20 protein-coding genes are annotated in these 19,199 nt (G+C 73.0%); 6 read left to right on the top strand and 14 right to left on the bottom strand.

The window, feature by feature from the left end; translation table 11 throughout:
• The first annotated feature begins 14 nt into the window (after positions 1 to 14).
• The gene (locus tag AB0F03_RS08725; protein ID WP_361987890.1) at positions 15 to 767 is read left to right on the top strand and encodes an FCD domain-containing protein; all 753 of its coding nucleotides are present in this window, start codon (positions 15 to 17) and stop codon (positions 765 to 767) included.
• Between the two features lie 75 nt (positions 768 to 842).
• Complete coding sequence (locus AB0F03_RS08730) at positions 843 to 1,532, top strand: gamma-glutamyl-gamma-aminobutyrate hydrolase family protein (RefSeq protein ID WP_361987892.1); 690 nt, start codon at positions 843 to 845, stop codon at positions 1,530 to 1,532.
• A gap of 215 nt (positions 1,533 to 1,747) precedes the next feature.
• Here the strand turns inward: AB0F03_RS08730 and AB0F03_RS08735 are convergent, their stop codons facing one another.
• Positions 1,748 to 2,671 (bottom strand): LysR family transcriptional regulator, encoded by a 924-nt coding sequence (locus tag AB0F03_RS08735; RefSeq protein WP_361987894.1) that lies wholly within the window; start codon positions 2,669 to 2,671, stop codon positions 1,748 to 1,750.
• Positions 2,672 to 2,741: 70 nt separating this feature from the next.
• On the opposite strand from AB0F03_RS08735, the gene AB0F03_RS08740 reads away from it, so the two are divergent.
• Complete coding sequence (locus tag AB0F03_RS08740) at positions 2,742 to 3,899, top strand: TDT family transporter (protein ID WP_361987896.1); 1,158 nt, start codon at positions 2,742 to 2,744, stop codon at positions 3,897 to 3,899.
• On the opposite strand, the gene AB0F03_RS08745 is transcribed toward AB0F03_RS08740, so the two are convergent.
• Positions 3,811 to 4,530: a helical backbone metal receptor gene (locus AB0F03_RS08745; protein ID WP_361987898.1), complete on the bottom strand. Its 720-nt coding sequence runs from the start codon at positions 4,528 to 4,530 to the stop codon at positions 3,811 to 3,813. The genes AB0F03_RS08740 and AB0F03_RS08745 overlap by 89 nt on opposite strands.
• 44 nt (positions 4,531 to 4,574) lie before the next feature.
• On the bottom strand, positions 4,575 to 5,147 hold the full coding sequence (locus AB0F03_RS08750) for a helix-turn-helix domain-containing protein (RefSeq protein ID WP_356821650.1): 573 nt from the start codon (positions 5,145 to 5,147) through the stop codon (positions 4,575 to 4,577).
• A 351-nt stretch (positions 5,148 to 5,498) separates the two neighbouring features.
• Here AB0F03_RS08750 and AB0F03_RS08755 point away from each other — a divergent pair, with 351 nt between their 5' ends.
• Positions 5,499 to 6,425 (top strand): 5'-3' exonuclease, encoded by a 927-nt coding sequence (locus tag AB0F03_RS08755; RefSeq protein ID WP_361987900.1) that lies wholly within the window; start codon positions 5,499 to 5,501, stop codon positions 6,423 to 6,425.
• Positions 6,426 to 6,540: 115 nt separating this feature from the next.
• Complete coding sequence (locus tag AB0F03_RS08760; protein ID WP_361987902.1) at positions 6,541 to 7,386, top strand: siderophore-interacting protein; 846 nt, start codon at positions 6,541 to 6,543, stop codon at positions 7,384 to 7,386.
• Between the two features lie 37 nt (positions 7,387 to 7,423).
• On the opposite strand, the gene AB0F03_RS08765 is transcribed toward AB0F03_RS08760, so the two are convergent.
• Positions 7,424 to 8,011, bottom strand: coding sequence for a GNAT family N-acetyltransferase (locus AB0F03_RS08765; RefSeq protein WP_361987904.1), 588 nt, complete (start codon positions 8,009 to 8,011; stop codon positions 7,424 to 7,426).
• 85 nt (positions 8,012 to 8,096) lie between these two features.
• Between AB0F03_RS08765 and AB0F03_RS08770 the strand changes: the two genes are divergently transcribed.
• A complete protein-coding gene (locus AB0F03_RS08770) occupies positions 8,097 to 9,047 on the top strand; it encodes a pseudouridine synthase (protein WP_361987906.1) in 951 nt (316 codons plus the stop codon).
• 61 nt (positions 9,048 to 9,108) lie between these two features.
• On the opposite strand, the gene AB0F03_RS08775 is transcribed toward AB0F03_RS08770, so the two are convergent.
• The 10 genes from AB0F03_RS08775 to AB0F03_RS08820 all read right to left on the bottom strand — a co-directional run bounded on the left by AB0F03_RS08775 (position 9,109) and on the right by AB0F03_RS08820 (position 19,148).
• A complete protein-coding gene (locus AB0F03_RS08775) occupies positions 9,109 to 10,599 on the bottom strand; it encodes a cytochrome P450 (protein ID WP_361987908.1) in 1,491 nt (496 codons plus the stop codon).
• A gap of 47 nt (positions 10,600 to 10,646) precedes the next feature.
• The gene (locus tag AB0F03_RS08780; protein WP_361987910.1) at positions 10,647 to 11,267 is read right to left on the bottom strand and encodes an ATP/GTP-binding protein; all 621 of its coding nucleotides are present in this window, start codon (positions 11,265 to 11,267) and stop codon (positions 10,647 to 10,649) included.
• Positions 11,248 to 11,670: a DUF742 domain-containing protein gene (locus tag AB0F03_RS08785; protein WP_361987912.1), complete on the bottom strand. Its 423-nt coding sequence runs from the start codon at positions 11,668 to 11,670 to the stop codon at positions 11,248 to 11,250. Before AB0F03_RS08785 ends, AB0F03_RS08780 begins: the two co-directional genes overlap by 20 nt.
• A complete protein-coding gene (locus AB0F03_RS08790; protein WP_356821672.1) occupies positions 11,667 to 12,071 on the bottom strand; it encodes a roadblock/LC7 domain-containing protein in 405 nt (134 codons plus the stop codon). The genes AB0F03_RS08785 and AB0F03_RS08790 overlap by 4 nt, the downstream gene beginning before the upstream one ends.
• A complete protein-coding gene (locus AB0F03_RS08795) occupies positions 12,068 to 13,732 on the bottom strand; it encodes an ATP-binding protein (RefSeq protein WP_361987914.1) in 1,665 nt (554 codons plus the stop codon). Before AB0F03_RS08795 ends, AB0F03_RS08790 begins: the two co-directional genes overlap by 4 nt.
• Positions 13,733 to 14,141: 409 nt before the next feature.
• Complete coding sequence (locus AB0F03_RS08800; protein WP_361987916.1) at positions 14,142 to 16,994, bottom strand: DEAD/DEAH box helicase; 2,853 nt, start codon at positions 16,992 to 16,994, stop codon at positions 14,142 to 14,144.
• Between the two features lie 89 nt (positions 16,995 to 17,083).
• Complete coding sequence (gene tatC / locus AB0F03_RS08805; protein ID WP_361987918.1) at positions 17,084 to 18,028, bottom strand: twin-arginine translocase subunit TatC; 945 nt, start codon at positions 18,026 to 18,028, stop codon at positions 17,084 to 17,086.
• A 47-nt stretch (positions 18,029 to 18,075) separates the two neighbouring features.
• Positions 18,076 to 18,363: a Sec-independent protein translocase subunit TatA gene (gene tatA / locus AB0F03_RS08810; protein ID WP_356821679.1), complete on the bottom strand. Its 288-nt coding sequence runs from the start codon at positions 18,361 to 18,363 to the stop codon at positions 18,076 to 18,078.
• Positions 18,364 to 18,617: 254 nt separating this feature from the next.
• Positions 18,618 to 18,812 (bottom strand): hypothetical protein, encoded by a 195-nt coding sequence (locus AB0F03_RS08815; RefSeq protein ID WP_121789648.1) that lies wholly within the window; start codon positions 18,810 to 18,812, stop codon positions 18,618 to 18,620.
• Positions 18,813 to 18,854: 42 nt separating this feature from the next.
• On the bottom strand, positions 18,855 to 19,148 hold the full coding sequence (locus tag AB0F03_RS08820) for a hypothetical protein (protein ID WP_361987920.1): 294 nt from the start codon (positions 19,146 to 19,148) through the stop codon (positions 18,855 to 18,857).
• Positions 19,149 to 19,199: the final 51 nt, after the last annotated feature.

Here is a 19,199-nt window from a genome sequence, read left to right on the forward strand (position 1 = left end):
AGGGGGCACGGCGGGTGTCGCGGGAGACGGAACGGCAGGGGGCGCGGGCGCCCGGCACCGGTGACCGGCTCGCTCCGGTGCTGCGGCCGGTGCGGGCGGGCAACGGATTCGAGGAGGCGCTGGAGCAGATCCTCCAGGTCGTCCGGCTCGGCCTGGTGCCGGACGGCGGGCGGCTGCCGGCCGAGCGGGAGCTGGCCGGACGGCTGGGCATCAGCCGGGTGACGCTGCGCGAGGTGCTGAAGGTGCTCCAGGACCAGGGACTGGTGGAGGCGCGGCGCGGGCGGTACGGCGGAACGTTCGTGCTGCCCCGCACGGACGCGGGCGGCGAGGACGAGCTGCGGCGCCGCGTCGCCGGGACCGACATCGAGGACGTGCTGCGGTTCCGGGAAGTGCTGGAGGTGGGGGCCGCCGGGCTGTGCGCGGCGCACGGGCTGACCGGTGAGCAGGCGGACCGGCTGCGGGCGGCGCTGGACCACACCCGCGACGCGCCGCTGGCGGACTACCGCCGGGCGGACACGCTGCTGCACCTGACCCTGGCCGAGCTGTGCGGCTCGCCGTCGCTGACGGCGCACTACGCGGCGGTCCGGGCCACGGTGAACGACCTGCTGGACTGCATCCCGCTGCTGGTACGCAACCTGGAGCACTCCCAGCGGCAGCACACCGCGCTGGTGGAGGCGGTGCTGGACGGGGACGCCGACGGGGCCCGGGAGATGACGCGGGAGCACTGCGCGGGGACCGCGGCGCTGCTGCGGGGGTTCCTGGCGTGAGCCGGTGGTGTGATGGTCCTCGGATCAACCTTTTGACGGGCGACCGTCCGACGGCCCGGCGTCCGGGAGGGCGGCATGACCGTACGACCACTGATCGGTGTGAGCACGTATCTGGAGGCCGGGACCCGCTGGGGTGTCTGGGAGCTGGAGGCGGCACTGCTGCCGGCCGCGTATCCCCGGCTGGTGCAGCGGGCCGGGGGGCTGGCGGTGATGCTGCCGCCGGACACACCCGGGCGGGCACCGGCCGCGGTCGCCCGGCTCGACGGGCTGGTGATCGCGGGCGGTCCGGACGTCGACCCGTCGCGGTACGGCGCGGAGCGCTCGGCCCGTACGGGGCCGCCCGCGCCGGAGCGGGACGCCTGGGAGCTGGCCCTGATCGACGCGGCGCTGGCGGCGGGCGTGCCGGTGCTCGGCATCTGCCGGGGCATGCAGCTGCTGAACGTGGCCCTCGGCGGCACGCTGGTGCAGCACCTGGACGGGCACGCGGAACGGGTCGGCGTGTTCGGCGGGCACCCGGTGAAGCCGGTACCGGGCACGCTGTACGCCGGGCTCGTCCCGGAGGAGCTGACCGTGCCGACGTACCACCATCAGGCGGTGGAGCGCCTCGGGGCCGGTCTCGTGCCGTCGGCCTACGCGGCGGACGGCACGGTGGAGGCGGTCGAGCTGCCGGTGGAGGGGGGCCGCTGGGTGCTGGGGGTGCAGTGGCATCCCGAGATGGGTGAGGACCTGCGGGTGATGCGGGGGTTGGTGGGGGCGGCGTCGTGAGTGGGGGGCGGTTCTCGGGTGCGGCGTCGGGAGTGGGCGCGGTTCGCGGGTGCGGGTTCGTCGTGGCCGGGCGCGCAGTTCCCCGCGCCCCTCAGGGGGTCGCAGGGCCGTTTGCCGTTGAGGCGGGGGGTGGCGCATGGGCGTTCGCGGGTGCGGGTTCGTCGTGGCCGGGCGCGCAGTTCCCCGCGCCCCTCGGGGGGATGCCGGGGTGTGGGTCAGGTTCTGGTCAGGGTGAGGAGGTCTCGGGCCGGGCCTGTGGGGCGGTGGCCCGTGGGCCATACCGCTCGTAGCGCTCGGCGCAGGGAGATGTCCTGGACCGGGATGCCGACCAGCCGTCGTGTCGCCAGCTCCTCCCCCACCGCCAGTTCGCTCAGGACCGAGGGGCCCGCGCCGCTGACCGCGGACGCCTTCACCGCCGTGGTCGACGACAGTTCGATCAGCGGACGGGCCAGGCCGCCGAGGGCCGTGTCCAGGACCTGGCGGGTGCCGGAGCCGCGCTCGCGGAGGATGAGCGGGGTCGCGGCCAGTTCCGCCGCGGTCAGCGGGCGCCGGCGGCGGGCCCACGGGTGGCCGGGCGCGGTGACGACGATCAGGCGGTCGTGGGCGATCACCGCCGAGTCCAGGCCCGCCGGCGTCGTCAGGCCCTCCACGAAGCCCAGGTCGGCCTCGCCGGCCAGCAGCAGTTCCGCGACCTTGGCGGAGTTCCCGGCGAGCAGCGACACGGCCGTGTCGGGCCGCTGGGCGCGCAGGGCGAGGAGCCAGCCGGGCAGCAGGTACTCGGCGATGGTCATGCTCGCCGCGACCCTGAGCCGTGAGTCCCGGCGGTCCCGCAGCGCCTGCGCCCCCGCGTCGAAGGCCGCTGCGGCCTCCACCACCCGGCGGGCCCAGTCCGTCACCAGGGCGCCCGCGTCGGTGAGCCGGGAGCCGCGCGGCGAGCGGTCGACCAGGGCCACCCCGAGCTGCCGTTCCATGGAGCGGATCCGGCTGCTGGCGGCGGGCTGGGTGATGCCGACCTCGCGGGCCGCCGCACCCAGACTGCCCAGCCGCGCCACGGCGAGCAGCAGCTCCAGCGCGCCCAGGTCCGGCACCCGGTGCGCCAGCGATTCGGTGCGTGTCTGCCGCCCCTCCACCTCACTCATAAGACCAGCTTATGCCCCCATAGGACGGAACTCCCTGGTCAGGGGCGGCCGGTGACGGCACCGTGGACGCATGGTCACCGCAGCCCAGCCCCTGCCCCCGCCCCGCGCCGCCCGGTTCCGGCACCTCGGCCCGAACTGGTACGCCTGCGTCATGGGCACCGCGATCGTCGGCTCCGCCGGTGTGGCGCTGCCCGGGCGCGCGCACGGCCCGCACGGTGTCTTCGCGGCCGTCTGGGCGCTGTCCCTGCTCCTGCTGGTGGCCCTGCTGGCCGCCCGGACGCTGCACTGGTCCCGCCATTGCGACCAGGCCCGCGCCCACCTCCTCGACCCGGCGACGGCCCCCTTCTACGGCTGTCTGGCGATGGCCCTGCTGGCGGTGGGCGGCGGCGCCCTGACGGCCGGGCGGGAACTGATCGGCACGCGCGCGGCGGTCGCCCTGGACGCCGTGCTGTTCACCGCCGGTACCGTGACCGGGCTCGGGGCCGCCGTGGCCGTCCCGTACCTGATGGCCGTGCGGCACCGCCCCGGGGCCGCCGAGGCCACGCCGGTGTGGCTGCTGCCGCTCGTCGCGCCCATGGTGTCGGCCGCGGCCGGCCCGCTGCTGGTGCCGCATCTGCCGCCGGGCCAGCCGCGCGCGACCCTGCTGCTGGGCTGCTTCGCGCTGTTCGGGCTGAGCCTGCTGGCCGTGCTGCTGACGCTGCCGCTGGTCTTCGCCCGGCTGATCACGTCCGGGCCGCTGCCGCCCGCGCTCACCCCGGCCCTGTTCCTGGTCCTGGGCCCGCTCGGGCAGTCCACCACGGCCGTGGCACTGGTCGCGGACGGCGCTCCGGGGGTCGTACCGGCCCCGTACGACCGTGGCCTCGCGGTCTTCGCCGTGCTGTACGGGGTGCCGGTCATGGGGTTCGCGCTGCTGTGGCTGGGGCTGTCGGCCGCGCTGGTGGTGCGGGCCCGGCGCGACGGCATGGGGTTCACGCTGACGTGGTGGGCGTTCACCTTCCCGGTGGGCACCTGCGTGACCGGGTCGGCGGCCCTCGCCCGGCACACCGGCCTCGCCGTGTACGACGTTCTGGCCACCGGCCTGTACGCCGTCCTGGTGGCGGCCTGGCTCGCGGCGGCCTGCGGCACCGTGCGCGGCCTGCTCAGCGGCGAGCTGCTCGCAGGGCCGCGGCCAGCACCCGTGGCGCCCGCACCAGCGACGGCCCGTACCAGGTCAGGTGCCGTCCGCTGACCAGGGCGCAGGGCAGGCCGGGAAAGGCATCCGGGCCGTCGCCGGCGGTGAAGCGGTAGGGCTCGTCGGGCAGGACGACCAGGTCCGGGTCCGCCGCGCGCAGCTCGGGCAGCGGGACGCGGGGGTACCGCTCGGGGTGGGTGGCGTACGCGTGGTCCACGCCCAGGCGGGCGAGGACGTCACCGGCGAAGGTGTCCCGGCCGAGGACCGTCCAGGGGCGGCGCCAGACCGGTACGACCGCCGTCCTGCGCTCCGCCGGCTCCGGCAGGCCCGCCCAGGCCGCCTCCGCCTCGGCCAGCCAGGCCGGCCGCCCGGCCGCGCCGCACGCGGTGAGCACCCGGTCCAGCTCGGTGAGGGCCTGCGGCACGGTGCGCACCTCGGTGACCAGCACCGCCAGCCCCGCCGCGCGCAGGGCGGCCAGGTCGGGGGCGCGGTTCTCCTCCTCGTTGGCGATCACCAGATCGGGGGCCAGGGAGACGATCCGGTCCACGTCCGGGTTCTTCGTGCCGCCGATCCGGGCGACGTCCAGGCCCGCCGGACGGTCGCACCAGTCCGTGGCGCCGGCCAGCACCCCGGGGAGCGTGACGGCGACCGCCTCCGTCAGCGACGGGACGAGGGAGACGACCCGCATCCACGGCCTCCCGTTCGGATCATGCCGGGCTCGCGCGAAAGACCCTAACGCGACCGGTCCTGGACGGCCTCGATGTGCTCGGCGACCGCCACCACGACGACCCGGGTGTCCGGGACCGTGGCCCGCCAGCGGTGCCGGACGCCGCCGGTCAGGTACAGGGTGTCGCCGCGTCCCAGGCGGTAGGCCCGGCCCTCGGCCTCGATCTCCACGGCGCCGTCGGCGACGTACATCAGCTCGTCGTTGCGGTGCTGGAACTCGCGGCCGGCGTCGTGGTCGCCGGTGAACTCGGAGGCGTGCAGCTGGTGGTGGCCGCGCACCAGGGAGCGGGTCCGCGGGTCGAAGTCACCCTCGGCGACCTGCTCGGCCCGGACCACGTCCACGCTGGCCGCCGGATCGGCCGCGGCGAGGAGTTCGACGGCCGTGGTGCGCAGGGCGTCGGCCAGCTTCTCCAGGGAGGTACGGCTCGGACGGGCCCGGTCGTTCTCGACCTGGCTGAGGAAGGGCACCGACAGGCCGCTGCGCTCGGCCACGACGGCGAGGGTCAGTTCCAGCACGCGCCGGCGCCGCCGGACGGCCGCGCCCACCCGCACGGGCTGCTGCTCTTTGTGGTCGCCCATCGCTCCGGCTCCCTCCCTCACTCGTCGTGCCGCTACCCGGGTGCCCGCCCGGGGGCACACCTCTCCCGATGACTTCTCTGCACCCTACGCATGTTCGGCGAAGCGTTTCACGTGCTGTCACATCCCTGACATGCCCGTGACCCGCCGACCTCACCTTTCGCGCCAGCATCGCAGGCACCGGCACCACCCGGAAATCCGGCCCCGTCGGCGGAGGAACACGCCGACCAGCTGGGCCGGGCACCCCCGCCCGCACCGCCACCCGTCACCTTGGGTGATTGTCCTGATCTTTTCCGTAGACGGGGGCACCGCCGGAGCCGGGTCGCTGTCGGTGCCGTACGGCATGATGCGAGCGTGACCGGACGACTCATGCTCCTCGACACCGCCTCGCTGTACTTCCGCGCCTATTTCGGCGTCCCGGACTCCGTGAAGGCGCCGGACGGCACGCCCGTCAACGCCGTGCGCGGACTGCTGGACTTCATCGACCGGCTGGTCCGCGATCACCGGCCGGAGCGGCTGGTGGCCTGCATGGACGCCGACTGGCGGCCGCAGTGGCGGGTCGACCTCATCCCCACCTACAAGGCGCACCGGGTCGCCGCGGAGCGCGCGGACGCGCCGGACGAGGAGGAGGTGCCCGACACGCTCGCCCCGCAGGTGCCGGTCATCGAGGACGTACTGGACGCGATCGGGATCGCCCGCGTCGGGGTCGCCGGGTACGAGGCCGACGACGTGATCGGCACGTTCACCGCGCGTGCCGGTGAACCGGTGGACATCGTCACGGGCGACCGGGATCTGTACCAGCTGGTGGACGACGGGCGCGGGATCCGGGTGCTGTACCCGCTGAAGGGCGTCGGCACGCTCCAGTTGACCGACGAGGCCGCGCTGCGCGAGAAGTATGGCGTCGACGGCCGGGGGTACGCGGATCTGGCGCTGCTGCGCGGCGACCCGAGCGACGGCCTGCCGGGCGTGGCCGGCATCGGCGAGAAGACGGCCGCCAAGCTGCTCGCCGAGTTCGGCGACCTGGCCGGGATCATGGCGGCGGCCGACGATCCGCGGGCGAGGCTCACACCGTCGCAGCGCCGGCGGCTCACCGAGGCCCGGCCGTATCTCGCGGTCGCGCCGAAGGTGGTGCGGGTGGCCGACGACGTGCCGCTGCCGGACGTCGACACCGGGCTGCCGCGCGTCCCGCGTGATCCGGCGGCCCTGGAGGACCTGGCGCGGCGGTGGGGTCTCGGCGGCTCCCTCCAGCGGCTGCTGGCCACGCTGGCCGAGCGGCCTTGACGGGAACCTGACGGAATATTCCGGCAAAGGGTCTTCACCGACCCCTCGGGAACGGGGTGTTCACGGAAAGCGAGTGCTAACTTAGGTATACCTAACCAATATGCAGGAGGCCGTGATGGCAGAACGTCCCGGACGAAAGCCGCGCAAGCCCCATACCGCCCAGGTGGTGCGGACCGAACGACTGACCCCGCACATGCAGCGTGTGGTGCTCGGCGGCGAGGGCCTCGCCGGATTGCCCGCGGACACCTGCACCGACCACTATGTGAAGCTGCTGTTCGGCGCGCCCGGCGTCACCTACCCCGAGCCCTTCGACATGGAACGGATCCGCGCCGAGTTCCCGCGCGAGCAGTGGCCGGTGACCCGGACCTACACCGTGCGCGCCTGGGACCCCGAACAGCGGGAACTGACCCTCGACTTCGTGATCCACGGTGACGAGGGCCTGGCCGGGCCGTGGGCGGCCCGCGTGCGTCCCGGCGAGACCGTGCGCTTCATGGGCCCCGGTGGCGCCTACGCGCCCGACCCGGAGGCCGGCTGGCATCTGTTCGCCGGTGACGAGAGCGCCCTGCCCGCCATCGCCCGCGCCCTGGAGTCCCTGCCCGCCGGCACCCGTGCGCACGCCTTCGTCGAGGTGTCCGGGCCCGAGGAGGAGCAGAAGATCGACACCGAGGTGCCGGTCGTCTGGCTGCACCGCGGGGACCGGCCGGTCGGCGAGGCCCTGCTGGAGGCCGTACGGGGACTGCGGTTCCCCGAGGGCCGGCCGCAGGCGTTCGTGCACGGGGAGGCGGGATTCGTCAAGGAACTGCGCCGGCTGCTGCGCGTGGAACGGGAGCTCCCGCGCGAGGATCTGTCGATCTCCGGTTACTGGCGCCTCGGTCACAACGAGGACGGCTGGCAGGCCTCCAAGCGGGAGTGGAACGCCCGCATCGAGGCCGAGCAGGAGAGCGCGGCGACGGCGGCCTGAGCAGGACCGGCAGGCGCGGCGGGGCCGCCGGTCCCGCTCAGGCGCCGTCGCCCCGCACGCGTGCATGCAGGTGCATGTCGTGCCAGCCGTCCGGGTGCAGCAGGGCGCTGCGCTTGGTGCCCTCCAGGGTGAAGCCGGCCTTGACGGCGACGCGGCAGGACGCCTCGTTGGCGAGGGCGTGGCTCAGCTCCAGACGGTGGAAGCCGATCTCCTCGAAGGCCCAGTGGGCCAGCGCGGACGTGGCACGCGCGGCGATGCCCCGGCCGCGGGCCCGCGCCACCGTCCAGTACGCGACCTCGGCGGCGCCGTCCCCGAGCAGGATCTGGCGCAGCGCGACCCGGCCCAGCAGCTCGTCCGTGCTCTCGTCCGCGACGGCCCACTGGGCGTCCTGCTCGGCCTCCCACCCCTTGCGCCACCGGGTGATCCAGTCGGCGGCCTCCTCGGCCGAGTCGGAGGACCTGAGGTGCCACTGGTGCATCAGCGGATCCTGGAAGGCCGCGTGCACGGCGCGCGCGTCCTCGGCCCGCCACGGGCGCAGGACCAGGCCGTCACCGGCAGCGAGAACGGGCTGGGGGACGCGGGAAAGAGCCCCGGGGAACAGGACCGGGCTGCTGAGGAACGGCATGATCCCCATCCTGCCGATCCTGTGGCCGGTCGCCCACTCATTTACGGCCGCCGCCCGGGTGACCGCCCCACGTACCCTTGATTCGGTGAGACGCCGTACGCCGCCCCCGCCCGCCCCGCTCCCCCAGCGCCACGGTGTCGACCCCGTACGGGTGCGGCTGCCCGTGGACGGGACGTGGGCGACCGTGCGGGAGCATCTGGTGGAGCGGCTCACCGGCGCCGGGCCCGGGGTCGTCGCGTCGATGTTCGACGCGGGGCTGGTGGTCGGCGCCGACGGACGGCCCGTGCCCCCCGAGGCGCCGTACCGGCCGGGGCTGTTCGTGTGGTTCCACCGCGAGCTGCCCGCGGAGGTGCCGGTGCCGTTCCCGGTGGAGGTGGTCCACCGGGACGAGCACATCGTGGTGGCCGACAAGCCGCACTTCCTGGCCACGACCCCGCGCGGCTCGCATGTCGCCGAGACCGCGCTGGCCCGGCTCCGGCGCGAGCTGGACCTCCCGGAGCTGACGGCGGCGCACCGCCTGGACCGGCTCACCGCGGGGCTCGTACTGTTCACCGTGCGGCCCGCTGAGCGGGGCGCCTACCAGACGCTGTTCCGGGACCGGCTGGTGCGCAAGGAGTACGAGGCGGTAGCCCCGTACGATCCCGCGCTCGTCCTGCCCCGCACCGTGCGCAGCAGGATCGTGAAGGAGCGCGGGGTGCCGGCCGCCCGAGAGGTGGCGGGCGAGCCGAACGCCGAGACGCGGGTGGAGCTCGCCGGCCACCGGGGCGGACTGGCCCGCTACCGGCTCCTCCCGGCGACCGGGCAGACCCACCAGCTGCGAGTGCATCTGAGCGCCCTCGGCGTGCCCGTCCTCGGTGATCCGCTCTACCCCGAGGTGACCGGCCCCGTACCGGCCGGCGACTTCCGCCGCCCGCTCCAGTTGCTCGCCCGCAGCCTGGCGTTCACCGACCCGGTCACCGGCACGGAGCACACGTTCGTCACCGGACGCGCACTCCGAGCCTGGACGTCGTACGACGAGTGGGCCGCCGGGCACTAGTCAGGGCCGGAGGCCGTCCCGGACCGGGGAGGGCGGGGCCACCCCGGGAGAGGCCGGTGTGTCACTCGCCGCGCCACCAGGCCAGCAGTCGGCGCCAGACGCCCGGGGCGCGGGACGGTTCCGCGGGCGCGGGGAGCGGGGCCGGGGTCCGGGGCGGCCCGGGGGGCGCCGGCCGGGACGCGGCGGCCGGGGCCGGGTCGCTGCTCAGGGTGCCGACCTGCCAGGCGGAGCGCTGCGGCGGGACGGCCACCGGCCGGGGCGGCATCTCCACATCCTGCTGCGGCTTGGGTTCGAACCGCACCGGCAGGGCCACCAGATGCCGCGAGGCGATGGACGACCGCCAGCTCAGCTCCTCCTCCGCGCAGTCCAGCTGGATGTCGGACAGCCGCGTCAGCAGCGCGTCGACGCCGACGTCGGCGATGGCGCGGCCGATGTCCTGGCCGGGGCACTCGTGCGGTCCGCCGCCGAAGGCGAGGTGGGACCGGTTGCCCTGCATGCCGGCCGACAGGTCCGGGCGGATCCGCGGGTCGAGGTTGCCCGGCGCGGGAGCGAACAGCAGCCCGTCGCCCTTGCGGATGCGCCGGCCGCCCAGCTCGGTGTCCTGCTTGGCGTAGTAACCGAAGACGGTGCTGAACGGCGGCTCGTCCCACAGTGACTGCTCGATCGCCTCCGGCACCGTCATCTGGCCGCCGTTGAGCTGGGCGCGGAAGCCCGGCTCGGTCAGGACCATGCGCAGCGCGTTGGCGAGGAGGTTCGCCGTGGCCTCGTAGGCCGCGAAGAGCACGAGCCGCAGGTGTTCGCGGACCTCGTCGTCGGAGAGTCCGGCCGGGTGGGCGATGAGGTGACTGGTGAAGTCGTCCTCGGGCAGGGCACGGCGCCGGGTGGTGAGCCTGCTGAGCGCGCTCATGACGTACCCGTGGCTCTGGATGGCGGTCTCGGTGCCCTTGAGGGCGTCCCGCGCGGCCTGCACCATCCGGTCGTCGTACTCCTCGGGCATGCCGAGGATCTCGCACATGACGGCCATCGGCAGATGCTCGGCGAACTGGGAGACCAGGTCGGCCCGGCCCCGCTCGCAGAAGCCGTTGACGAGGGCCTGGGTGTGGCGGCCGATGTGGCGGCGGACGCTGCGGTGGTCGATGGTGGCCATGGCCGCGGTGACCGCCGCGCGCAGCCGCTGGTGCTCGTCCCCCTCGGCGTGGGAGCAGATGGGCTGCCAGGCGATGTGCGGCATGAGGGGGTGGTCGGGCTGGACCGTGCCCTCCAGCAACGGGGTCCAGATGCGGCTGTCCCGGGTGTACTGCGAGGGGCTGCGCACCAGTTGCAGGTTCTCGGCGTGCCCGAGCACCACCCACATCGGTACGTCGTCGGGGAGCAGCACGGGGGCCACCGGGCCGTGCTGTTCACGCAGGCGCTGGTAGAGGCTGCCGAGGTCCTCGGCGTCGGGGCCGTAGAGCCGGTGCAGCCCGCCGGGGCCGAGGCCGTGCGCCGGGCAGCCCGGCGGCGGGCCGGACGCGGGGTCGGTGCCGGTGAGGGAGGGGGATTCAGACGTCACGGTGTCGCTCCGGAACGGATGGTGGGGGAGAACGGTCGGGCGGCGGGTCAGGTGCGGGCGCCGGACAGGGCGAGGGAGTGCAGGAAGCGCATCAGGGTCATCAGCACGTCTTTGCTGGAGGCCCGGCGGCGCACGTCGCAGTCGACGATCGGGACGGCCGGTGCCAGGTCCAGCGCGGCACGCAGGTCCTCGACCGGGTAACGGGGCGCGTCCGGGAAGGTGTTGACGGCGACGACGAAGGGCACCCCGCGCTCCTCCAGCCGGCCCATCACATCGAAGCTGACCTCCAGGCGCCGGGTGTCGACCAGGACGACCGCGCCGAGGGCGCCTTCGAACAAGCCGTTCCACAGGAACCAGAAGCGCTCCTGGCCGGGGGTGCCGAAGAGGTAGAGCACCAGCTGGTCGGTGACGCTGATCCGGCCGAAGTCCATGGCCACGGTGGTGGCCGTCTTGGAGTCGGAGCCGTAGTCGTCGTCCACGCCGATACCGGCCTGGGTCATGGTCTCCTCGGTGGTCAGCGGCCTGATCTCGCTGACGGAGCCGACCATGGTGGTCTTGCCGACACCGAAGCCGCCCACGATCACGATCTTCACCGCGGCCTGGGCCGTGTGCGGCAGATGGTCCTCGGTGCGCGGGCCGGGGACCGTGTCAGAGCCGTTGAAGTCCATGCATCACCGCTTCGAGAAGTGAACGGTCGGGGACCGACCGGCGGACGATGGGGGCGCGCGCCTGCACCAGTTCCGCCCCGATCAGCTCGGTGATCAGTACGGTCATCGCGCTGAACGGCAGCTGGAGATAGGCCGAGAGCTCGGCCACGGACAGCGGGGCGGCGCAGAGCCGGAGCACGGCCGCCTCCTCCGGCGAGGCGGACGGCTGCGGCGAGGAGCGCGCCACGACCAGGGTCACCAGGTCGAGTTCGGCGCGGGCGCCGTCGGCGGATCCCGCGATGGTGTACAGCCGCTCGGGGTTCCTGGGCGGCTCCTGGCCGCCGGCCGGCCGGGGTGACGGCGGCGGGGCCGGCGGGGGCGCCACCGGCTGCGGCTGGCGCCGTTTGCGTCGTGGAGGCGTCATACGGCCTGTCCGTTGCGCCGGGGCGGGCTGGTCAGGTGGGCTCCGATCCGGACGACGAGGTCACGCATCATGCCGCTCATCCGCCCCGGTTCGCAGGTCACGTCGGCGAGCACGGCGAGGTAGGCATTGGCACCCGCGTTCATGAGGTAGAAGTAGCCGCCGTCGATCTCGAAGACGACGACCTTCATGTCACCGGCGCCGGGGATCTCCTGGATGATGGCACCGGCCAGGCTCTGGACGCCCGCGCAGGCGGCGGCCACCCGGTCGGCGGCGTCGGGGTCGCCGCCGTAGCGGGCGATGCGCAGTCCGTCGGCGGAGAGGACCACGATCATCTCGATACCCGGCACACCGTCGTTCAGCTGCTTGAGCATCCAGTCCAGGTTCGCGCGCTGCTGGATCACTTGAGGTTCCCCTCGTCGTCGGTCTCGGTGGCGCCCTCGCCGGGATCGGCCGAATCGTTGAGCAGATGCAGGTACTTGGTCGGGTTGAGCGTGAAGTCGGTCAGTTCCGAGGCGGTGGCGTCCGCGGGCATGCCCTTGCGCAGGCCGTCCCAGAACGCTTCCATCCACATGCCCGGCGGCCGGTCCATGAGCTTCTTGCGCTCGGGGTCGATCTCCGGCTCGGGTTCCTGCCTCCTCTGGGACCAGATGGTCGGCCTGCCCTCGCGCTCGGCGCGCTCGATGGCGGCCTGCTCGGCGATCCGCTGGCCGATCGGGGTCTTGACCCGGCTGCGGCGCTGCGGCAGACCGCCCGCGGTCCACTCGGTGACCTCCGGGACGTCGTCCTCCATGGAGATGCCCGCGGGGATCTTGGGGCTGGTGGGGCGGCGCTTCTTGGGCGGGCGCTTGGGGCCCTCGACGGCGCCGAGTTCGGGCTTCGGGATGCCGGTGGCGCCGATGCCGTGTGCGGCGCCCACGCCGGGCTCGGTGGTCGTCATCACCCGCGGCACGATGAGGATCGCGCGGACGCCGCCGTAGGCGGAGGAGCGCAGCGAGACCTCCATGTCGAACTGCTTGCAGAGACGGCCGACGACGGCGAGGCCGAGGCGCGGGTTCTCACCGAGGTTGTCGGCGTCGTCGTTGTTCTTGGCGTCCTCGATCGCCTGCTCGATACGGGCGCGGGACTCCTCGCTGAGGCTGACGCCCGCGTCCTCGATCTCGATGACGACACCGGACTGGACCTCGACGGCGGTGACGTGCACCTTGGTCGAGGGCGGTGAGTAGCGGGTGGCGTTGTCGAGGAGTTCGGCGGCGGCGTGGAGGACCGGCTCCACCGCGGTGCCCTTGATGTTGATGTTGACGATGGAGCTGAGTTCGATCCGGCGGTACTCCAGGATGCGGGACATGGCGCCGCGCAGCACGCTGTAGAGGGAGACCGGCAGGGGCCACTGACGGCCGGGCCGGCCGCCGCCGAGCACCGAGATGGTGTCGGCGAGGCGGCCGATCAGCGAGGTGCCGTGGTCGATGCGCAGCAGGTCGTCGAAGACCTCGGGGTTGCGGCCGTGGTCCTCCTCCATCTCGCGGAGCTCCTTGGCCTGCTGGTGGACGATGGCCTGGACGCGGCGGGCGATGCTCACGAAGGAGCGCTCCGTGGCGTCGCGCATCGAGATCTCGTGGTCGGCGCCGCGCCAGGCGACGCGCACCAGTTCGCGGTAACCCTCGGGCAGGCCGCGCAGGTCGGGGTCCGCGTCGTAGACGTTGCTCACGGTGTCCCGGAGCGCCTCGCCGCGGCGCAGCCGGTAGAAACCGGTGGGCAGGATGTCGGTGGTGATGCGGTCGATCAGCGCGTTGTGGGCGGCGATCCGCATTTCCAGATACGCGGCGTGCCGGGCGTGTTCGGCCTGCGTCTCGCGGAGGCGGCGGCCACGGCGGACGGCCTCCCCGGCCGCGCCGAGGACCAGCAGCACGGCCAGCGCTCCGCACACGCCGACGGCGAGCCGGGCGGTGGGCGGTACCAGGGCGACGGCGGCCCCGGCGGCGGCGGCCATCGCTATGGCCGGCGCCAACAGCACGCGCGCACAGGGACGTTCACGGCCGCCGGGAGGCTTCTGAACACTCACCATGGATGCCTTCTGAGATGAGTCGGCTGGGTGTCGGGGGGTCTTGCGGGGGGAAGGTTCACGGACGATCGGGATCTGTTTCGCACAAGGGGAACAGGCGCACGAATTACCTCAACTCGGTGCGCCTCGGGCGAGCTTAGTCCGACCGGATCATCGCCGTGCCCTCTTCGGCAAGCATCGGAAATCGCCCCCGCAACAGGAGTACGCTCGAAGCCATTTACACACTGTGCTGCTGTTCGAACACTCTTCGTAGTGGCGAACGGGCATGCGGATGCCGCTCACCGTGAAGGTGAACCTGAAGAGTGAGCCACTTCCCCCGGAGCCGTGCCCCGGCCGGCGCCCTACCGGCTCTCGGCGGGTGCGGGGGCCCGCGCGCCCGGCCGCGGCGCGCCCCCACCCGCCGGACGGCGGGTCACCCCACCGACGAGTAGGCCACCACGCCGCGCAGCAGCTGGTCCACCGCCTTGCGCGCGTTCTTCGCCACGGTCGACCCCTCCCTGGGGGCCGCCGCCGAGATCTGCCCCAGCACGTCGATGACCTGCTTGCACCACCGCACGAAGTCACCGGCGGGCATGTCCGCCTCGCGCAGCACCTCGTCCAGCCCGTTGCCCGTCGCCCACATGTACGCCGCCCAGGCGAACCCCAGGTCCGGCTCCCGCTGGCCGACCCCCTCGGTCTGGCTGATCCGGAACTCCTCCTCGAGGGCGTCGAGCCGCCCCCAGATCCGGACCATGTCACCGAGCGCGGCCTTCGCCCCGCCCGACGGCAGCTTCGGCGCCAGCGCGTCGTCGCCCGTCCGGGACTCGTACACCAACGCCGAGACGCAGGCGGCGAGTTCGGCGGGGCCGAGGCCCTCCCAGACGCCCTCGCGCAGGCACTCGCTGGCCAGCAGGTCCAGTTCGCCGTAGAGCCGGGCCAGCCGCTTGCCATGCTCGGTGACCTCGTCACCGCGCAGGTAGTCCAGCTCGGTCAGCAGCGCCACGATCCGGTCGAAGGTCCGCGCGATCGTGTTCGTACGGCCCTCGATCCGCCGCTCCAGCTGCGAGGTGTCGCGCAGCAGCCGGTGGTAGCGCTCGGCCCAGCGGGCATGGTCCTCACGGTCGTCGCAGCCGTGGCAGGGGTGCGCGCGGATCGCCGTGCGCAGCCGCGCGATCTCGCGGTCGTCGGCGGCCTGCGACCGCTGCTTGCGCACCCGCTCCGGCGGGATGTGCCCGGCCTTGGTGCGCAGCGCGGACGCGAGATCCCGACGGGACTGCGGCGAGCGGGGGTTGAAGGACTTCGGGATCCGCATCCGGTCCAGCGGCTCGACCGGTACCGGGAAGTCCATCGAGGCCAGCCGCTTGACCTGCCGCTCCGCGGTCAGCACCAGCGGGCGCGGACCGTCCTGGTGCTCGAAGCCGCGATGGCCGTCGGCCCGGCCGGCGGACAGGCCGGGGTCCAGCACCAGGGCCAGACCGGCGTACTTGCCCGTCGGCACGTGGATGACATCGCCGGCCCTGAGTTTCTCCAGGGCGACGGCGGCCTCGGCGCGGCGCTGGTTGGCGCCCTGCCGGACCAGCTCCGTCTCCCGGTCCTTCAGTTCGCGGCGCAGCCGCGCGTACTCCTCGAAGTCGCCGAGGTGGCAGGTCATGGAGGCCTTGTAGCCCTCCAGGCCCTCCTCGTTGCGCTGCACCTGGCGGGAGATGCCGACGACCGACTTGTCGGCCTGGAACTGCGCGAAGGACGTCTCCAGCAGTTCGCGCGAGCGGTGCCGGCCGAACTGCTCGACCAGGTTGACCGCCATGTTGTACGACGGCTTGAAGCTGGAGCGCAGCGGGTACGTGCGGGTGCCCGCGAGACCGGCGAGGTGCTCGGGGCTGCTGCCGCGCTGCCACAGGACGACCGCGTGGCCCTCCACGTCGATGCCGCGGCGCCCGGCCCGGCCCGTCAGCTGGGTGTACTCACCGGGCGTGATGTCGGCGTGCTGCTCGCCGTTCCACTTGACGAGCTTCTCCAGCACGACCGAACGGGCGGGCATGTTGATGCCGAGCGCGAGGGTCTCGGTGGCGAACACGGCCTTCACCAGGCCGCGCACGAACAGCTCCTCCACGACCTCCTTGAAGGTCGGCAGCATGCCCGCGTGGTGGGCGGCGATGCCCCGCTCCAGCCCTTCGAGCCACTCGTAGTAGCCGAGGACGTGCAGATCCTCCGGCGGGATCGAGGCGGTGCGCTCCGCGACCAGGGCGCGGACCCGCTCGCGCGCGTCCTCGTCGTTGAGCCGGAGGCCGGCGTGCAGGCACTGCTGGACGGCGGCCTCGCAGGCGGCGCGGCTGAAGATGAAGGTGATGGCCGGGAGCAGGCCCTCGGAGTCCAGGCGCTCGATGACCTCGGGGCGGCTGGGCGTCCACACGCGCGAACGCTGCCGGCGCTCCCGCTCGCGATCGGCCTCGCGCATCGACCGGCCGCGCCTGCGGTCCTGGAACGACGGCCGCTGCGCCTCCATCCGGGCGAGGCGGACGAGGTCGGGGTTGACGGCCTTCTTGTGGCCCTCGCCCTCCTCGAACAGGTCGTACATCCGGCGTCCGGCGAGCACGTGCTGGAACAGCGGCACGGGCCGGTGCTCGGAGACGATCACCTCGGTGTCGCCGCGGACGGTGTCCAGCCAGTCACCGAACTCCTCGGCGTTGGACACGGTCGCGGAGAGCGAGACCAGGGTCACCGACTCGGGGAGGTGGATGATCACTTCCTCCCAGACGGCGCCCCGGAAGCGGTCGGAGAGGTAGTGCACCTCGTCCATGACCACGTAGCCGAGACCGAGCAGGGTCTGCGAGCCGGCGTACAGCATGTTCCGGAGCACCTCGGTGGTCATCACGACCACCGGGGCGTCGGAGTTCACGCTGTTGTCGCCGGTGAGCAGGCCCACCTTCGCGGCACCGTACCGCCGGCACAGGTCGGCGTACTTCTGGTTCGACAGGGCCTTGATGGGCGTCGTGTAGAAGCACTTCTTGCCCTGCTGGAGGGCGAGGTGGACGGCGAACTCGCCCACGATCGTCTTGCCCGAGCCGGTGGGCGCGGCGACCAGCACACCCTTCCCCGCTTCGAGTGCCTGACAGGCCTCGATCTGGAAGGGGTCGAGGCCGAAGTCGTACATCTCGCGGAAGGAGGCGAGCGCGGTGGCCTGCTCGGCAGCCCGCCTGCGGGCTGCCGCGTACCGCTCGGCCGGTGAGAGGTCCTCTGTCATCGTGCTTTCGAGCGTACCGGGCCCCACCGACAACAGGACGATCATTATCCGGAACGTGGGCTGATCGGCAAAGACGGATGCCCCCGCCCCCGGAGGGCTCCGGGAACGGGGGCATCGCGCGTGGTGGGAGGGGCTCAGGTCACGTCGTCGTAGCCGTTGACCCGGTCGGTGCTCGCCTGCTCGGGCAGTGCCCGGGCGGCCGGGACGGGCTCGACGGCGCCGATGTCCTCGGGGGTGAGGTCCAGCTCGGACGCCTCGTCGTCGCCGGGACCGTCGGCCTCGCGGCGGGCCCGGCGCCGGTCGTTGAGCAGCGCGATGGCCACGGCGATGAAGTACAGCGCCCAGATCGGTGCCGCCAGCGCCAGCATCGTCATCGGGTCGGGGCTGGGCGTGGCCACGGCCGCGAAGGCGGTGATGCCGACGACCATGGCGCGCCACCAGCCCAGCATGCGCCGCCCGGACAGCACCCCGGTGAGATTGAGCATGACCAGCAGCAGCGGCATCTCGAAGGCGAGGCCGAAGACGACGATCATGCGGGTGATGAGGTCCAGCAGGTCGTCCAGCGGCAACAGGTTCTCAGCACCCGCGGGCGTGAGCTCGATCATGAACTTCGCCGTGGTGGGCAGCATGTGGAACGCGAGGTAGCCGCCGCCGAGGAAGAGCGGGAAACCGAAGCCGACGAACGCGTAGGCGTACTTCTTCTCGCCGCGGTGCAGACCCGGTGCGACGAACGCCCACAGCTGGTAGAGCCAGACCGGCGACGCCAGCACGATGCCGGCCATGAGGGAGACCTTCAGGGCCAGGTTGAACGCGCCCAGCAGACCACTGACGGTGATGTGCGCACAGCGGACGTTCTTGGCGTCGGCCAGTTCCCCGAAGGACTGGTGGCAGCCGATCTCGTCCAGCATCGGCCGGGTGATGACTTCGATGATGTCCCGATAGAAGAAGGCCGAGACGATCGTGACGACCACGATCGCCAGGACACCCTTCGCGAGCCGGTTGCGAAGTTCACGCAAGTGATCCGCGAGCGGCATCCGCCCCTCGGGATCCCTCTCCTTCTTGCGGGCAGGCTTGGGCAACCCACATCCTCATCTCGTGCAGCGGACCGGATGTCCCGGTCCTCGCGTCAGCGCTTGGTCGTGTCCGTCGGCTCGGTGACCGGGCGGGAGCTGGTCACGTCACCGGGGGCGGCCTGGATCGTGCGCTGAGCCGGAGCGGGCTCCTCGGCGGTGGACTGGGCGGTGCCCTCGGGCTGCTTGCCGTCGTCCTTCATCGCCTTGGCCTCGCTCTTGAGGATGCGCGCGGACTTGCCGAGCGAGCGCGCCATGTCCGGGAGCTTCTTGGAGCCGAACACCAGGACGATCACCAGAACGAGGAGCAGCAGGTGCCACGGCTCAAGTCCGTTGCGGAACATAAATCTTCACCTTCTCACCGAGGCGGGCACGTCCGACAGGTCGGACACTTGTCCGGACGTCATGCTGGCTGCGATCGTAACGCCTGGGGATGAACGCGGGACAATGCCCCGGCGTACTCCTGCTTCGCGGACCGCGCCTCGTCATCGGGCCGCTACCAGCACCAGCAGCGTACCTGTCCGGGTGGGCGGGGTGACAGAGCCGAGTGACCGACACCGCACGGCGGATCCGGAATCACCGGCACCGCCCGGCACGGCTACAGCGTGTCCACGGCACGGGCGGCGCTCACGGCCGCCCGTTCCAGATCCTCCGCCGCCCTGGTGATGCGGCGCCCGGAATCGGCGACCTGCTGCCCGAGGCGCCGCGCCTCCAGGAACACCCGGACGGCGAACACCCCCAGGACGGCGAGACCCAGGAACCCCATGGCTACCGCGAACATCGGCCAGAACATGACGCCGAGACTAGTCCGTCCGCCGCGGCGGAGCCCAGCCGGCTACACCGTGGAGTGCAGCCGCAGGGTCCGGACGCCGCCGCCGGTGAGCAGTTCGACGATCCGCTCCCCCGCGGGCTTGCGGACCGGGGTGCCGCAGTCGGGACAGGTGAAGGAGTAGAACGTCGTCCGGCTGGTGGCGCCGATGGCGAGGCGCAGCGCGCTCGCGGCGAGCTCGAAACGGCCCCGGCAGTCCGGGCAGCCGGCCCGGAAGACCACCGGGACCGCTCCGCGCATCCCGGCGAAGGCCGAAGCCGCCGTCATCTCACCCGCACCGGACACCGGGGACTCGCTCACAGCCCTCGCTCCTCTTCCTCTGGTCGCTCTGGCTCGTCCGCCACCGGGGCG

Origin of the sequence: Streptomyces sp. NPDC028722, assembly GCF_040637655.1 — a bacterium.
Taxonomy (GTDB): Bacteria; Actinomycetota; Actinomycetes; order Streptomycetales; family Streptomycetaceae; genus Streptomyces.

Excerpts from the sequence above, each read along its gene's own strand:
- AB0F03_RS08765 (WP_361987904.1), bottom strand. The coding sequence starts at position 8,011 with ATGCCGTTCCTCAGCAGCCCGGTCCTGTTCCCCGGGGCTCTTTCCCGC.
- AB0F03_RS08745 (WP_361987898.1), bottom strand. The coding sequence starts at position 4,530 with ATGCGGGTCGTCTCCCTCGTCCCGTCGCTGACGGAGGCGGTCGCCGTC.
- AB0F03_RS08735 (WP_361987894.1), bottom strand. The coding sequence starts at position 2,671 with ATGAGTGAGGTGGAGGGGCGGCAGACACGCACCGAATCGCTGGCGCAC.
- AB0F03_RS08730 (WP_361987892.1), top strand. The coding sequence starts at position 843 with ATGACCGTACGACCACTGATCGGTGTGAGCACGTATCTGGAGGCCGGG.
- tatA (WP_356821679.1), bottom strand. The coding sequence starts at position 18,363 with ATGTTCCGCAACGGACTTGAGCCGTGGCACCTGCTGCTCCTCGTTCTG.
- AB0F03_RS08760 (WP_361987902.1), top strand. The coding sequence starts at position 6,541 with ATGGCAGAACGTCCCGGACGAAAGCCGCGCAAGCCCCATACCGCCCAG.
- AB0F03_RS08740 (WP_361987896.1), top strand. The coding sequence starts at position 2,742 with ATGGTCACCGCAGCCCAGCCCCTGCCCCCGCCCCGCGCCGCCCGGTTC.
- AB0F03_RS08785 (WP_361987912.1), bottom strand. The coding sequence starts at position 11,670 with ATGACGCCTCCACGACGCAAACGGCGCCAGCCGCAGCCGGTGGCGCCC.
- AB0F03_RS08780 (WP_361987910.1), bottom strand. The coding sequence starts at position 11,267 with ATGGACTTCAACGGCTCTGACACGGTCCCCGGCCCGCGCACCGAGGAC.
- AB0F03_RS08795 (WP_361987914.1), bottom strand. The coding sequence starts at position 13,732 with ATGGTGAGTGTTCAGAAGCCTCCCGGCGGCCGTGAACGTCCCTGTGCG.
- AB0F03_RS08800 (WP_361987916.1), bottom strand. The coding sequence starts at position 16,994 with ATGATCGTCCTGTTGTCGGTGGGGCCCGGTACGCTCGAAAGCACGATG.
- AB0F03_RS08750 (WP_356821650.1), bottom strand. The coding sequence starts at position 5,147 with ATGGGCGACCACAAAGAGCAGCAGCCCGTGCGGGTGGGCGCGGCCGTC.
- AB0F03_RS08815 (WP_121789648.1), bottom strand. The coding sequence starts at position 18,812 with ATGTTCTGGCCGATGTTCGCGGTAGCCATGGGGTTCCTGGGTCTCGCC.